12 protein-coding genes are annotated in these 14,304 nt (G+C 36.0%); 6 read left to right on the forward strand and 6 right to left on the reverse strand.

Annotated features, from left to right (window positions below; all coding sequences use genetic code 11):
• The first annotated feature begins 5 nt into the window (after positions 1-5).
• Positions 6-776 (forward strand): hypothetical protein, encoded by a 771-nt coding sequence (locus tag RAH34_RS01750; protein WP_306594961.1) that lies wholly within the window; start codon positions 6-8, stop codon positions 774-776.
• 46 nt (positions 777-822) lie between these two features.
• On the opposite strand, the gene RAH34_RS01755 is transcribed toward RAH34_RS01750, so the two are convergent.
• Together RAH34_RS01755 and RAH34_RS01760 are read right to left on the reverse strand one after the other, a co-directional pair.
• Complete coding sequence (locus RAH34_RS01755) at positions 823-1,545, reverse strand: phytanoyl-CoA dioxygenase family protein (protein ID WP_306594962.1); 723 nt, start codon at positions 1,543-1,545, stop codon at positions 823-825.
• A gap of 6 nt (positions 1,546-1,551) precedes the next feature.
• A complete protein-coding gene (locus tag RAH34_RS01760; protein ID WP_047434424.1) occupies positions 1,552-2,802 on the reverse strand; it encodes a dicarboxylate/amino acid:cation symporter in 1,251 nt (416 codons plus the stop codon).
• Between the two features lie 220 nt (positions 2,803-3,022).
• Between RAH34_RS01760 and RAH34_RS01765 the strand changes: the two genes are divergently transcribed.
• The 4 genes from RAH34_RS01765 to RAH34_RS01780 all read left to right on the forward strand — a co-directional run bounded on the left by RAH34_RS01765 (position 3,023) and on the right by RAH34_RS01780 (position 8,939).
• Entirely contained in the window at positions 3,023-3,511 is a 489-nt protein-coding gene (locus tag RAH34_RS01765; RefSeq protein WP_114820277.1) for a BON domain-containing protein, read from the forward strand.
• 6 nt (positions 3,512-3,517) lie between these two features.
• Entirely contained in the window at positions 3,518-3,937 is a 420-nt protein-coding gene (locus RAH34_RS01770) for an SH3 domain-containing protein (RefSeq protein ID WP_062674092.1), read from the forward strand.
• Positions 3,938-4,033: 96 nt separating this feature from the next.
• The gene (locus tag RAH34_RS01775) at positions 4,034-6,802 is read left to right on the forward strand and encodes a TonB-dependent receptor (RefSeq protein ID WP_306594963.1); all 2,769 of its coding nucleotides are present in this window, start codon (positions 4,034-4,036) and stop codon (positions 6,800-6,802) included.
• Between the two features lie 277 nt (positions 6,803-7,079).
• Positions 7,080-8,939 (forward strand): CocE/NonD family hydrolase, encoded by a 1,860-nt coding sequence (locus RAH34_RS01780; protein ID WP_306594964.1) that lies wholly within the window; start codon positions 7,080-7,082, stop codon positions 8,937-8,939.
• A 140-nt stretch (positions 8,940-9,079) separates the two neighbouring features.
• On the opposite strand, the gene RAH34_RS01785 is transcribed toward RAH34_RS01780, so the two are convergent.
• From RAH34_RS01785 to speB, 3 genes are all read right to left on the reverse strand, one after another.
• A complete protein-coding gene (locus RAH34_RS01785; RefSeq protein ID WP_306595410.1) occupies positions 9,080-9,688 on the reverse strand; it encodes an alpha-ketoglutarate-dependent dioxygenase AlkB in 609 nt (202 codons plus the stop codon).
• A gap of 319 nt (positions 9,689-10,007) precedes the next feature.
• Positions 10,008-10,850, reverse strand: a complete 843-nt coding sequence (locus RAH34_RS01790; RefSeq protein WP_306595411.1) for a methylated-DNA--[protein]-cysteine S-methyltransferase — start codon at positions 10,848-10,850, stop codon at positions 10,008-10,010.
• A 70-nt stretch (positions 10,851-10,920) separates the two neighbouring features.
• Entirely contained in the window at positions 10,921-11,778 is an 858-nt protein-coding gene (speB, locus tag RAH34_RS01795) for an agmatinase (protein WP_114820281.1), read from the reverse strand.
• A 211-nt stretch (positions 11,779-11,989) separates the two neighbouring features.
• Between speB and RAH34_RS01800 the strand changes: the two genes are divergently transcribed.
• Entirely contained in the window at positions 11,990-12,649 is a 660-nt protein-coding gene (locus RAH34_RS01800) for an HAD family phosphatase (RefSeq protein WP_306594965.1), read from the forward strand.
• Positions 12,650-12,842: 193 nt separating this feature from the next.
• Here RAH34_RS01800 and RAH34_RS01805 read toward each other — a convergent pair whose 3' ends face one another.
• Positions 12,843-14,237 (reverse strand): arginine decarboxylase, encoded by a 1,395-nt coding sequence (locus tag RAH34_RS01805; protein ID WP_306594966.1) that lies wholly within the window; start codon positions 14,235-14,237, stop codon positions 12,843-12,845.
• Positions 14,238-14,304 lie beyond the last annotated feature (67 nt).

Genomic DNA, 14,304 nt, shown 5'->3' on the forward strand with positions numbered 1-14,304 from the left:
CACCTATGAAAAAATTATCATTACTACTCTTTTTACTTTTAAGTATTATAAAAGTTTCAGCCTGCTCATGTGTATATGAAACCTTAGCACACAATTATCAAAATTCTGAATTTGTAGGTATTATCAAAATTTTGAAAGTATATGACGAAAATACTGAGCAAAGATCCTATAAAGCAGATATTGAAATTGAAAAAGTATATAAGGGAGCTAAAACATTCAAAACAATGAATGTGAGAGGACTCATTGGAAATTCCTATTCCGGAGCTTGTGAAATTGATGTCCTGGTCAATGAAAGATATCTGATCTTTTTAAACCAATACAATAACACCTATTCCATTTCATCCTGTACTCCAAAATCAAAACTGAAAAATAAACCAACAAAAGATGAAAAATCGTGGCTTAAAAATCTGGAAAAAGCCTTTACTTATTTAAATAATAATACATTCAGGTTTATAGGCTTACAATTTACCCGTTGCTATGATGAAACTCAAACCGAATATAGATCTGATTTATCAAAGATCAGTGGATTCAAGCCTAAGCAGTCTTTTGCTATCTATAAAGTAAAAATAGATGATACATCAAAAATTCAGGAAATTACTCCTGTTACAACTTTTGGAAGTAAGGATAATATGATCGAAAATATACTGAAAACAAAGATGAAAGTCTCCACACCGACATCTTTCTGGGATTCCAACCCTAAAGAAGGCCTGCTATTTCTCTCCTATCATAAAGAAAATATAGACAAGCCGTATGGTGAAATCATCTCCTGTGATTAATACTAAAATAAACCCTTCTTCAGAATTTTGAAGAAGGGTTTATTTTTCAATTCATTCTTTCCGACCATTGCAGGACTTCCGGAAGTTCGATATCAGAAAATTCGATGTGGATGACTCTTCTTTTCTTTCCGTTTGTTGTTCTGTTTGAGCCGTGAAGCGTTAAAGGTTTCATCAGCATAATTCCACCTTTTTCTACGTTGCAGATTTTTTCGGTTTCTACAGTCCAGTCGATGGTTTCAGGTCTGTAAATACCTTTTGCATGAGATTTGGGGACTACTTTCAATGCTCCGTTATTTTCATCGGTATCATCAAGATGGATTCTGATAGTGTAGATATTTTCCAAAACATTGAGTGGAGGCTGCACCGCAAACTGATTTTGTTTGGTGGTCCACGGTCCGAAATTTTCCAATTCCAGCTTTTTATCTACAGAAATTGTCAGATCCTGATGATAGGCCACATACCAGTTGGAGGTTTCAGGCTTATCAAAATAGATGCTTTTAACTACAAAATATTTTTCTCCAAAGATTTCCTTTATCACTTTCCTGATGTTTTCATTAAACACAAGGTCTTTGATTTCCGGAACTTCCTTTAAAAACTGTCTGATGGCAAAAAGGTCTTCAGACTTTCTAAAATTTTCTTTTGAAGTGTCTATATTATGCAGAACAACATTAATGTCTTCCTGTTCTTTCTGTGAAAACACATTGTTGATAACAGCAAAGCCATATTCTTCAATATGGCTTTTATGATTTTCTAAGTTGTTTAAACTCATTGATATTTAAATTTTGTCTAATGGTTCAGTTAACTGTCCTTCCCATTTTGAAACCGCTGTCGTTGCCAGCGTATTTCCAAGTACGTTCGTCATACTTCTACCCATATCACAGAAATGGTCAATTGGTAAAATCAAAGCAATACCTTCCGGTGGAATACCAAACATTGAACATGTTGCTACAATAATTACCAGGGAAGCTCTCGGAACTCCGGCAATTCCTTTGGAAGTAAGCATTAATACCAAAAGCATGGTGATCTGCTGCCCCAGAGTCATTTCGATTCCGTAGATCTGAGCAATAAAGATTGAAGCAAATGTCATGTACATCATACTTCCATCCAGGTTGAATGAATATCCTAATGGTAAAATAAAAGATACTACTCTGCTGTTACACCCGAATTTCTCTAATTCTTCCACCAATTTAGGGAATACCGCTTCTGAACTTGTAGTAGAGAAAGCAATCAGCAAAGGTTCTTTAATTCTTTTTAAAAGATCAAAAAGACGGTTTCCTAAGATGAAATACCCTACCAGTAAAAGAACCAGCCAAAGAACTCCTATAGCAAAGAAGAAGTCTCTTAAATAAATAGCATATACTTTAAAAATTTCAAAACCATTGGTGGCCACTACCGCTGCAATAGCTCCCAATACTCCAAGCGGAGCAAACCACATGATGTACCCTACCATTTTAAGAATGGCATGAGCAATAATATCAAATAGCTTCACAACAGGCTTAGCATATTCTTCTCCCAGATTAGCCAAGGCAACACCAAACATCACTGCAAATACAACGATCTGCAATACTTCGTTGGTAGCGAAAGCTTCAAATAAACTTTTAGGAATCATGTGCTTTACAAAGTCTTCCATGGAAAAACTTTTGCTGCTTTTAAGAAGTTCATCAGCAGAAGCGACATCCTGAATCGGTAATTTGGTAACATGTCCCGGTTCCAGCCAGTTAACAAGGATCAACCCGATAAAAAGGGAAATCAGAGAAGCGGAAATAAACCAAAGCATGGCTTTTGTACCTACTCTTCCGATCATTTTAATATCACTCATTTTGGCAATCCCCACTACTAATGTCGTAAAAACCAATGGAGCAATAATCATCTGTACCAATCTGATAAAAACCGTTCCCAACAGTTTTATGTTTTTAGAAAATGGTTCTGCACTATCCGGATAGCTTACGTGTACAATACCTCCAATTCCTACTCCCAGAAGAAGTGCAATGATAATTGCTATAAAAAGTTTATTCTGTCCTTTCATATATATAGTTCAATTTGCGCAAATATAATGGTTTTTCAATTGGCAGAAGATTTTCTTCTATAGAGTTGAATTTTGCGTTAAGTTTTTAATCCCAAAAAATTAAAACCCTGGTTTAGAAAATATTGTAAAAAAATTAAGAAACATTTATTGAATTTTTATTCTTTTGGTACAAATTTTATTATTACATTTGAGTGTATAACAACATTAATAAATATACAATATGAAAAAAACTATTGCAATGGCTGCATTAGCTGTAGCTGTATCTTTCGGTGCTATTTCTTGTAAAAAGAAAGTTTCTGATGCCGACCTTCAGACTCAGGCTACAACTATAGTAACTTCTAATCCCAATGCTTCTGTTGAAGTAAAAGATGGTGTAGCTCACTTAAGCGGTACTTTCGCAGATCAACAGTCTAAAGACGCAATGATTGCACAATTAAAAGCAATCAGCGGAGTAAAAGACGTAATGGATATGTCTACTATAGCTGCTCCTGCACCTGCAGCACCGGTTGAAACGGCATCTGCTGTAGATCCTGCTGTTCAGAAAAAAGTTCAGGATGCAGTAAAAGATTTCCCTTCTGTAAAAGTAGAAGTTGTAAACGGACAGCTTACTCTTACAGGAAATGTTTCTGCCTTACAGGCTAGAAAAATCAAAGAATCTGTAGATGCTTTGAAAATCGGAAAGTATAATAACAACCTAATCGTAAAATAATTTAAGATGAGCCAATTACAAGATAAATATTCAAGCGTAGTTTCAGCGGCTCAGTCTGCTGGGATTTCCAACCTTCAGGTTCAGGAGCAGGATGGAATTCTTTATGTTTCCGGAAATGCTTCCAATACTGCGGCTAAAGATGCTGTATGGAATGCTTTAGGAGCTATTGATTCTACTTATTCTGCTTCAGATATCAATATTGATGTACAGGTTGCAGGTCTGGCTTCAGGTGCTTCTTTAACAGTGGCTACTGAAGAATCTAATCTGAACATCAGACAGGAACCTTCTACTGAAGCTGCCGTTGTAGGTAAAGCTGCGAAAGGTTCTTCTGTGACTCTTATCGAGCAGACTTCTGATGACTGGTGGAAAGTAAAAAATGCTGACGGCCAGGAAGGATATGCTTACTCAAGATATTTAAGAGCATAATTTTTATTAAAAAATAATAAATTTTCACAAAAAAAGCATAGAAACATCCCTGTTTTGGGATGTTTTTATATTTTTACCGCTCTGAAAAAAAAACTAATGAAGAAAACTCTGTTGCTATTGACTTTGATGTTCACTGTCATTATTCTGCACGCCCAAAAGTTACACATTGACGGAAAAATATCCGATTCTGAAAAGAAAGCGATAGAAAATGCCACCGTCTATCTTTTGAAACAAAAAGATTCATCCATTATCAATTATACGGCAACCAATCGGGAAGGAAAATTCTCACTGAAGATTGATGATATGAAAGAACCTTCCATTCTAAAAATTGATGCGGATAAATTAACCTCCTATTCAAAAAAATTTGAGAAAATAGATCAGTCGCTATCTCTGGGAGATATTCAGCTTGAGAAACAAAGTATTGTGAATAAAATTGATGAAGTAAAAATCACAGTTTCTCCGGTAAAAATTAAAAAAGACACTATTGAATTTAGTGCAGCCGCTATCAAAGTAAGGCCCGACAGTAAAATTGAAGAGCTTCTGAAGCAGATTCCCGGGGTAGAAATCAGCAATGAAGGAAAGATTACTGTGAATGGAAAAGAGGTGGACCAAATCATGATCAATGGAAAACCTTTCTTTGATAAAGATGGTAAAATTGCCCTGCAGAATTTACCCGCAGATATCATCAAGAATATTCAGTTTACCACCACTAAAACAAAGGAAGAAGAACTCAGCGGAAAAACAGCCAAATCTCAAAATACTACGATCAACTTTAATATTGATGAAAAGAAAAACAAAGGTTTGCTGACCAGACTTACGTTCGGCTATGGATCAGATAAGCGGTATGAAGCAAGCGGACTGGCAAGTTATTTTAAAGGGGATACAAAAATAAGTTTATTGGCTTCTTCCAATAACATCAATTCTCAGGGGTTTTCCAGAGATGAGGTGTTTGATAGTATGGGAAATGGCCGGAATGCCTGGATGATGCAGGGAGGATCCGTCTCAACGGTAGGAAATGTGACTTACTATAACCAGGGAGGTGGTACGAAAGGAATTCAAAGGTCTACAACCATTGGGTTAAATTACAGTGACAAGCTGGGAAAAGATGCTGATCTGGATTCCTTCAGTCTGATGCATTCCGACTCTAATATAGAAACAAGGTCTAAAGTTTCAAGATCTACCCTTCTCCCTACTTACACGCTTCAGACCAATTCTGAAAGCAACGGAGAAAATGAATCCAAACAATACAGCTTTGATACTTCGGCTAAAATCAAACTGGATTCTATGACCAGTATCTATCTTTCTCCGAGGCTTACGAAAAACAGCAGCTTCAGTTTCAATAATTCAAGATCTTCTTCTTTAAGGAATGGCAGCCTTCTGAATGAAAGTAATGCGTATTCAAGTAATGATTCGGAAAGCAACTCATTTAATCCATACCTCTATTTTTCAAGAAAATTCAAGAAAAAAGGCCGTTCGATTTCTGCCAATATGAACAGTTCTATTTCTGAATCTAAAAGAGATAACCTGAACCAATCTCAAAATACGTTCTACCAAACTAATGGAACCACAACAGACAACAGGGATCAGCTAGCCAAAAATAAAAATCAGAACAGCAGTTTTAATTTTACTGCCGGATATACAGAGCCCGTTTCCGATTCTTCAAGTGTAAGTTTTGAAGTGAAATATGAAACCCGATCTTCCAGAGATCTGAGGAATGTAAACGATTTTGATAATACGACAGGAGATTACACTAAATTCAACCAGCTTTTATCCAACAATATGAAGCAAAGAATCAATCAGATCTCTCCTGAGTTGACTTACCAGATTAGCAAAAAGAAACTGAATTTCTGGGCTTCCATGAATCTTGACATTTCGGATATGAAAGTAAATTCTATTTATAACGGCCAGCAATATGATCTGCAGAAGAATTTTGTACTGCCCCAATATAATGTGAACCTTTATTATCAACTGTCAGAAGGAAAAACTTTAAGCTTTTACAACTATTCCAACTTCACCATTCCCACCGCAGAACAACTGACTCCGTATAAAGATGAATCAAACCCCTTGATTACCTTTCAGGGAAACCCGGATTTGAAAAACACCTGGACCAACAATCTTTATGTGTATTTCAATAATTATAATAAAGTGAAAGAGTTAAGCTACTATTTCAATATTGGCTTTACGTACAGAAATAATGATATTATCAATTTTTCCACCTATGATAATGCAGGAAAACAGGTAATCACTTATGACAACGTAAGCGGAAATAAAAGCATCAATGGTGGCGGAGGTTTAAGTAAAGTATTGAAATGGAAAAATAATAAACTTATTATCAATCCAAGATTCACCATGAATTATGCTTACAATAATGGTTTTATAGACGGACAATCTTTTACCAGCAATTCTTATAATCTAAACCCAGGTCTTAATCTTACCTATGAAATCAAGGATAAAATGACCATCAAACCTTCTTACAGACTTGGATACAGTTTCTCCAATTATACCAATTATAATGTAACGAATGTAAATACAGCGAATCAGTCATTAAAACTTGAACTGACCAATTATATGCTTAAAGGCAGATTGGTGTTTGGAAACGATTTTGAATATAATACCAATTCGAATATTGCTCCAGGCTTTAAAAAGGATTTTTACTTCTGGAATACCAGCCTTGGATATTCATTCTATAAAAAACAGTTCACAGCAAAAGTAAAGGTTTATGACGTTTTAAATCAGAATCAAAGCGTGAGAAGAACCATCACCGATTCTTATTTTGAAGACCGTGAAGACCTCATCCTGAAACGATACATTATGTTCTCCATCAGTATGAAACTGAATAAATTTGCAGGTAAAAAGATGCAGTAAAACAACACCATACTTTTATATATATTTTTGATAATGGCCGGATCTTTCCGGCTATTTCTATAAATAACCTGAAATTCATCCCTAAACACCATTACAACTGAAGACGTAATATTCCCCTCCTCCGGAGGGGTGGCGAAAATTCAAAGAATTTTTGACGGGGTGGTTTACCATGAAATATTATCTTATTCATCCAGATAGATACTGACAACAACAACCTTTTAAACAAGATTTATTAATAAACCTGTTTTTATTTTTAAATTAGCGGTAAATTTTTTTTATGAAAATCCATATTTCAATATTATGTATTCTTTTTTTCATTCTTGGAAAAGCTCAGAAAACGGAACAGAAAGATAGTTTCGTTAAAGATAATTTCACCAAGAAAGAATTTTATATTCCCATGCGCGATGGAGTGAAACTTTTCACAGCGGTGTATATTCCGAAAGATATCTCGAACAAGAACAAATATCCCTTCCTTATGCAGAGAACCTGCTACAGCATTGCTCCTTACGGAGAGAGTGAATATAAAACAAAGGTAGGTCCCAACACTTACCTTATGAAAGACAAGTATATTTTCGTGTATCAGGATGTGCGCGGAAGATATATGAGTGAAGGTACTTTTACCAATATGACTCCGCAGGTGGAACGCAAAACCAAAAAAGATGTTGACGAAAGTACAGATACTTATGATACCATCGAATGGCTTTTGAAAAATGTGAAAGATAACAATGGTAAAGTCGGCCAATTCGGAACATCATACCCAGGATTCTATACTGCTGTAGGAACTTTGTCACAACATCCTGCTTTGGTAGCTTCTTCACCACAGGCACCTATTTCTGATTTCTGGAATGACGACTTCCTTCACAACGGAAGATTTATGTTGGGCTATTTCAGAACATTTCCTGTTTTTGGGGTTCAGAAAACACAACCGGAAAAGCAGGCTTGGTATATGGATTCTTTCATCAAGCAGACTTCAGAAGATGGTTTGAAATTCTACAGAGACTTGGGAACACTGAAAGATGCCTATGAAAAATATTACAAGAATAATTTCTTCATGACAGAAATTATGAATCATACCAACTACGATGAATTCTGGCAGAAAAGAGGGCTTCTTCCTCACTTAAAAAATATCAACCACGCTGTAATGACTGTTGGCGGATGGTTTGATGCAGAAGATCTTTCAGGACCATTGAATATTTATAAAACCATCGAAAAAACAAGCCCTAAAGCCAAAAATACAATCGTAATGGGACCTTTCTCGCATGGCGGCTGGTCTCAGGAGCAGGGAAAACATTTTCACAGCGAAACGTATTTTGGAGATAGTATTGCCACTTACTACCAAAAAAATATTGAAACCAGATTCTTTAATCATTATCTGAAAGGGAATACCAAAGAAGACGCAGGGCTTCCTGAAGCATTAATGTATGACACCGGAGCTAAAGAATGGAAGGAATTTGCTTCTTACCCACCGAAAAATGCACAGAAAGTGAATTTCTATCTGGCTGATAAAACCTTGAAAAAATCATCAGGACAAGGCTATTCTGAATATTACAGTGATCCTAACAATCCTGTTTTAAGCTCAGATCATTTAAAAGATTTCAACGGTTTCACACCAAAAAATTATATGTCGGAAGACCAGAGATTTTCTGTCGGAAGACCTGATGTATTAACGTTTACTACCGATGTATTGACTGATGATATTACATTTGCCGGAGAGATCATGGCGAAACTGAATATTGCTTCTACTTCTACAGATGCCGATTTTGCGGTAAAATTAATTGATGTTTACCCTGAAGATTTTAAACCTGCAGAAAAGAAAGACGGAGTGATCTATGGCAACTACCACCAGATGGTAAGAAGTGAGATTATGCCTGCAAGATTCAGAAATACCAAAGAAAAGGGAGAAGCTTTGGTTCCTAACCAGAAGACCGCTGTTAATTTCAGACTTCAGGATGTGGTTCATACGTTCAAAAAAGGACACAAAATCCAGATTCAGATCAGCAGCACATGGTTCCCGCTTTTCGCAATCAATCCGCAGAAATTTATGGATAATCCGAATTTTGCCAATAAAGAGGATTACACCAAGGCATTTATTAAAGTATATGATGACAGCTCTATTGAAGCTGAAATTTTAAAATAAATTGAAAAAGCTGTTCGTTTGAACAGCTTTTTATTTTTGAATAATACAGTTTATTTTTTAGGTTTTGGCTAAAGCCAGATGAATGTTGATTTATTTGATAAGTGGGCTAAAGCCCACTTCTATTGATGGAGATGATAAGCTTATTCTTCAATGGTTCTGAAGGTCAGGTTGACTCTTGAAGTTTTTACTTTTGTTGTAGGCGGAAGCCTGTGAAGCCAGTTATCCTGAGTAGTTCCTTTCATAATTAATAAGCTTCCGTTTTCAAGAAATATTTCTACTTTTTCTTTGGTTGTTTTATGTTTGAATAAAAATTTCCTTTCCGCCCCAAAGGTTAAAGAAGCAATAGCTCCATGTTTCTTCAGATCTGTTTCCCCATCGCTGTGGTAAGCCATGCCTTCGCTCCCGTCGTGATATAAATTGAGCAGACATGAATTGTAGGTTTCGCCCGAAACTTCTTCACATTTTTTCTTCAGCTCCAATAATTCGGGAGTCCAGAATTGGGCATATTTTGTTCTTTTCGAATAGGTATATTCAAAAGCTTTTTCTCCAAACCAGGCTACTTTCCTTTTGGTTAAAATCAGTTTTCCAAAGATCAGTGCTTCATCATTTTCCCATGGAATCTGGTTGAGCAGATAATCATAGTAAAAATCTGATTGTTCTTTTGAGAAAATCTTGCCGTAGTAGTGAACGGTTCCGTCGTGTGGAAGGATATTGAGTGGATAATCTGATATTTCTTCGAAGAGGCTCATCATCGTTTTTAATTTTTTTTCATTAAACACAAATTACACTAATATTTTTCACAAATGACACGAATTTTTGCATCAATAGAAACGGACTTTAGCCAAAACTTAAATTTAATATTTTTCAACCACAAAAGTCACAAAAAGATTCTTTCATTAAACACAAATGGCACCAATGTTTTTCACTAATGACACGAATTTTCACATCAATAGAAACGGACAATAATCCTGAGCTTAGACGAAGGAAGCCCATTTAACAAAAAATAATCTAATCCATTGGCTTTAGCCAAAACTTAATAATTGTAGATTCCTTTTGTGCTAAAATATTTTACGAGTAAATATGTGAGCCTTCCCAACCTACAATCAACTGTTTCCTATCACTTCCCCATCTGTAGCCACCGAGATGCCCTGTAGACTGAATCACGCGGTGACATGGAATAAGAAAGGCAACCGGATTACTTCCAATAGCAGTTCCAACAGCTCTGGAAGCTTTAGGATTTCCAATTTTTTCTGCCAGGCTGCCATATGTAGACAGTTTTCCCATCGGAATGGTCAACAGACTTTCCCATACTTTCAACTGAAAATCGGTTCCTTTTAAGTGTAATTTTATTGTGTTGAGTTTTGTCCAGTCTTTATCAAATATGGACAATGCATTCTTTTGAAGAGCATCCTGTTTTTCAATAAAAGAAGCATTAGGGAACTTTTGTTTCAGCTCCCCAAATGCTTTTTGTTTATCGTCTTCAAAAGCCATATAGCAGATTCCTTTTTCTGTAGAAGCTACTAAGATATTTCCGAAAGGGCTTTCGGAAAAACTGTAGTGAATACTGAGGCTTTTTCCTCCGTTTTTATATTCTGCCGGAGACATTCCTTCAATCTTTACAAACAGATCATGAAGCCTGCTTGTACTGGAAAGGCCTGTCTCATAAGCGGTATCAAACAAACTTGCTTTTTCTTCCTTCAATAAATTTTTAGCATGTTCAAGACTGATGAACTGTAAAAATTTTTTCGGACTTGTTCCTGCCCAATCTGTAAAGATCTTCTGAAAATGAGCCGGACTCAAGTGAATATTCTCTGCCACTTCCTCCAAACTTGGCTGAAGCCTGAAATTGCTCTGGATATATTCTATCGCTTTGGCAATTCTGTTATAATCTATCTGACTTTGTGTGGACATCATATTATTGTTTTTACCTCACAAATTTCCAAAGAATATACGGCAGAAAAAATCCGATTCTTGCGAAATATTAGTTGTTGTTATAAATATCGTAGTAAGCAAGCATTTTGTAATATAACTTAGCAGAAAGGAAAGCCGTTGGCTTAGCCATTGGAGAATCCATTAATTCTACAATATCAAATGCTACTACATTACATTTTTCAAATACTTTTCTTAATAATTCCAGCGTTGGATACCATTGTAATCCACCTGGCTCAGGAGTTCCTGTAGAGGGTGCAATAGAAGGGTCAAAAGCATCTAAATCAATAGTGATATACACATTTCCTGATACTTTTTCCAATACATCATTGATCCAGTTTTCGTTGTTTGCGATTTCGTGAGCAAAAAATACTCTTCCTTCCGGTAAATATTCAACTTCTTCAACATCCATAGAACGGATTCCCACCTGTACTAAGTTATGCTTCTGATTCGCCTCAAAAACAGCACAAGCATGGTTGGAAGTAGAACCGTGGAACTCAGGACGTAAATCTGTGTGAGCATCCAACTGCAGAACAGTAAGGTTTTCAAACTTCTCTCCTACCGCACGGATAGAACCGATAGAAACAGAGTGCTCTCCACCGAAAAGAGTGAATAATTTACCCTCATTGTTCAAAAGTTCCTTTGTTTTCTGATAAACTGCTTCTGTCATTGCTTCCGGTGAAGAATTTTCAGAAACTTCTCCTGCTAAGTAAACTCCCTGTAGATAAGGTTCTGTTTGAGTTTCAATATCGTAAAGCTCCATGTTTTCAGAAGCGTTTAAGAATAATTCCGGACCTTTATCAGCTCCTTTACCCCATGTTGAAGTTCCATCGTAAGGAACAGTTACCAACATTACTTTCGAATTCTCTAACGTTGCGTTTTCCTCGGGAATTCCTGCGTATGTTCTCATGCTTTATTTAAAAATTTTAATGTTTTAAAATTGAAATATTGACCACAAAGATACGAAGAGTTTGTGAGTTGGAGCGTAAGAGTGTAGGAGAGTTTATAAGCATCAGACTTTCTCTTTACGACCTTTTATCTGCTACCTGTCACCTGCAACCTATCATCTATTCCCTTTCCACTCTCAACTCAAATAGCTATTTTTGTACAAAACTCATTATATGCCTTTAAAAGCTGTACTTTTCGATATGGATGGTGTCATTGTAGATACGGAACCATTGCATAGAAAAGCTTATTTCAAAACGTTTGATGAATTGGAAATCGCCGTTTCCGAAGAACTGTACACCTCTTTTACCGGAGCATCAACCAAAAGAGTCTCTGAAACTTTGATTAATGAATTTAATTTAAATCAAACTTATGAAGACATTGCAGGAATCAAAAGATCTCATTTCAAAGATTATTTTTATAATGATGATGAGTTTGACTTAATTCCGGGAGTGAGAAAACTGATCGAGCATTATCATGAAAATGGAGTCAAGCTGATTCTGGCTTCTTCTGCAACAATGGTAACCATCAATATGGTTTTTGAAAAATTCGGACTGGAGCAATATTTCAGCGGAAAGATCAGCGGTGCCGATTTAAAAGAATCAAAACCTCATCCTGAAGTTTTCTTACTGGCCGCAGAAATGGCAGGAGAACCTGTTGAAAACTGTATGGTGATTGAGGATTCTACCAACGGAATTCTGGCAGCCCACAGAGCAAAAATTTTCTGTGCCGCATACAGAAGTACTCACTCTAAAAATCAGGATTACACATTGGCAGACACTGTGGTTTCTGATTATGAAGATCTGGAACTGGATAAAATTTCAAAATATTTTTAAATAAAAAAGCTCTCAGATTCTGAGAGCTTTTGTTTTGTATGTACTTTGTCATCTGAACGAAGTGAAGATTCTTAACTTGGCTTAACTCTTAATCAAAAACTTAATGGTTAAATTTTAAAACATTAAGATTCATTCAGTGGTAAAGATGATTAAGATGAGATTGCTTTGTCACTTTCGTTCCTCGCAATGACTCTTATTTATAACCAAGAAGTTTCAATACATCTTCCGGTTCCTGTTTCTCACGGAAAATCTCATATTGCAATTCACCGTTTTCATCTTTCTGAATCAGGACGTGTCTTGGCTGAGGCATCAGACAGTGATGCACTCCACCATATCCTCCGATCGTTTCCTGATACGCTCCTGTATGGAAGAATCCGATGTACAGAGGTTTTGTATCACTGAAGACCGGCAAATAAATAGCGTTGGTATGCTGTTCTGAGTTATAATAATCATCCGAGTCACAAGTCAGTCCTCCAAGGAATACTCTCTCATATGTATCTTCCCAACGGTTAAGCGGAAGCATGATAAAGTGTCTTGAAATAGCCCAGGTATCAGGAAGAGTGGTCATGAAAGAAGAATCAATCATATTCCATTTTTCTCTGTCGTTCTGACGTTTCTGAGAAATGATCTTATAAAGGTTTGCTCCACTTTCCCCTACGGTAAAGCTTCCAAACTCAGTATAAATATTAGGTTCTTCTACACCTTCCTCTTCACAGAATTTCTTGATTTGAGAAACGATTTCTTCCACCATATACTGATAGTCATAATCAAAGTTCAAAGAAGTTTTGATTGGGAAACCACCTCCGATGTTCAATGAGTCCACTTCAGGAGCAATTTTCTTCAAACGTGCGTATACACGAAGACATTTGTACAACTCGTTCCAATAGTAAGAAGTATCTTTAATCCCGGTATTGATGAAGAAGTGAAGCATTTTCAATCTTGCATTCGGGTGTTCAGCAATCTTCTGACTATAGTAAGGAATGATATCTTTATATCCGATTCCTAGTCTTGAGGTATAGAATTCGAACTTCGGTTCTTCCTCTGATGCAATTCTGATTCCGATATTAAAGGTAGAATCGATGCTTTCCGTAAGTTTATCCAACTCTCTGTAGTTGTCAAGAATCGGAGTAATATTTTCAAAACCGCTGTTGATCATATCTGAAATTTTTGTCAGATAATCATCCGTTTTGAAACCATTACAGATTACTTCAATGTTTTTATCTACCTTCTCTTTTTCGTAAAGAGATTTTACAATATCCATGTCGTAAGCAGACGATGTTTCTATTGAAATATCATTCTTTAAAGCTTCTTCCAATACGAAATTGAAATGACTGGATTTTGTGCAATAGCAATAGGTATAATTCTTTTTATATTCGGTTTTCTCAAAAGCTTCTTTAAACCAGCCTTTCGCTTTCTGAATATTTTGAGAAATTCTCGGCAGGTAGCTAATCTTTAGCGGAGTGCCAAATTGTTCAACCACATCCATCAATGGAATATCGTGAAACAACAAATTGTTCTCAGAAACATTAAATTCCTCCGTAGGAAAATATAATGTCTGATCAATAAGTTCCGAGTACTTTATTTTCATTTCTAAACAAGTGAATTAAGAAATGCAAAATTGCTAAAAAAGTTTCATTTTTAGGTGTTAAAATTAT

It is taken from the genome of Chryseobacterium sp. WLY505, from assembly GCF_030846215.1.
In the GTDB taxonomy this organism is placed as follows: domain Bacteria; phylum Bacteroidota; class Bacteroidia; order Flavobacteriales; family Weeksellaceae; genus Chryseobacterium.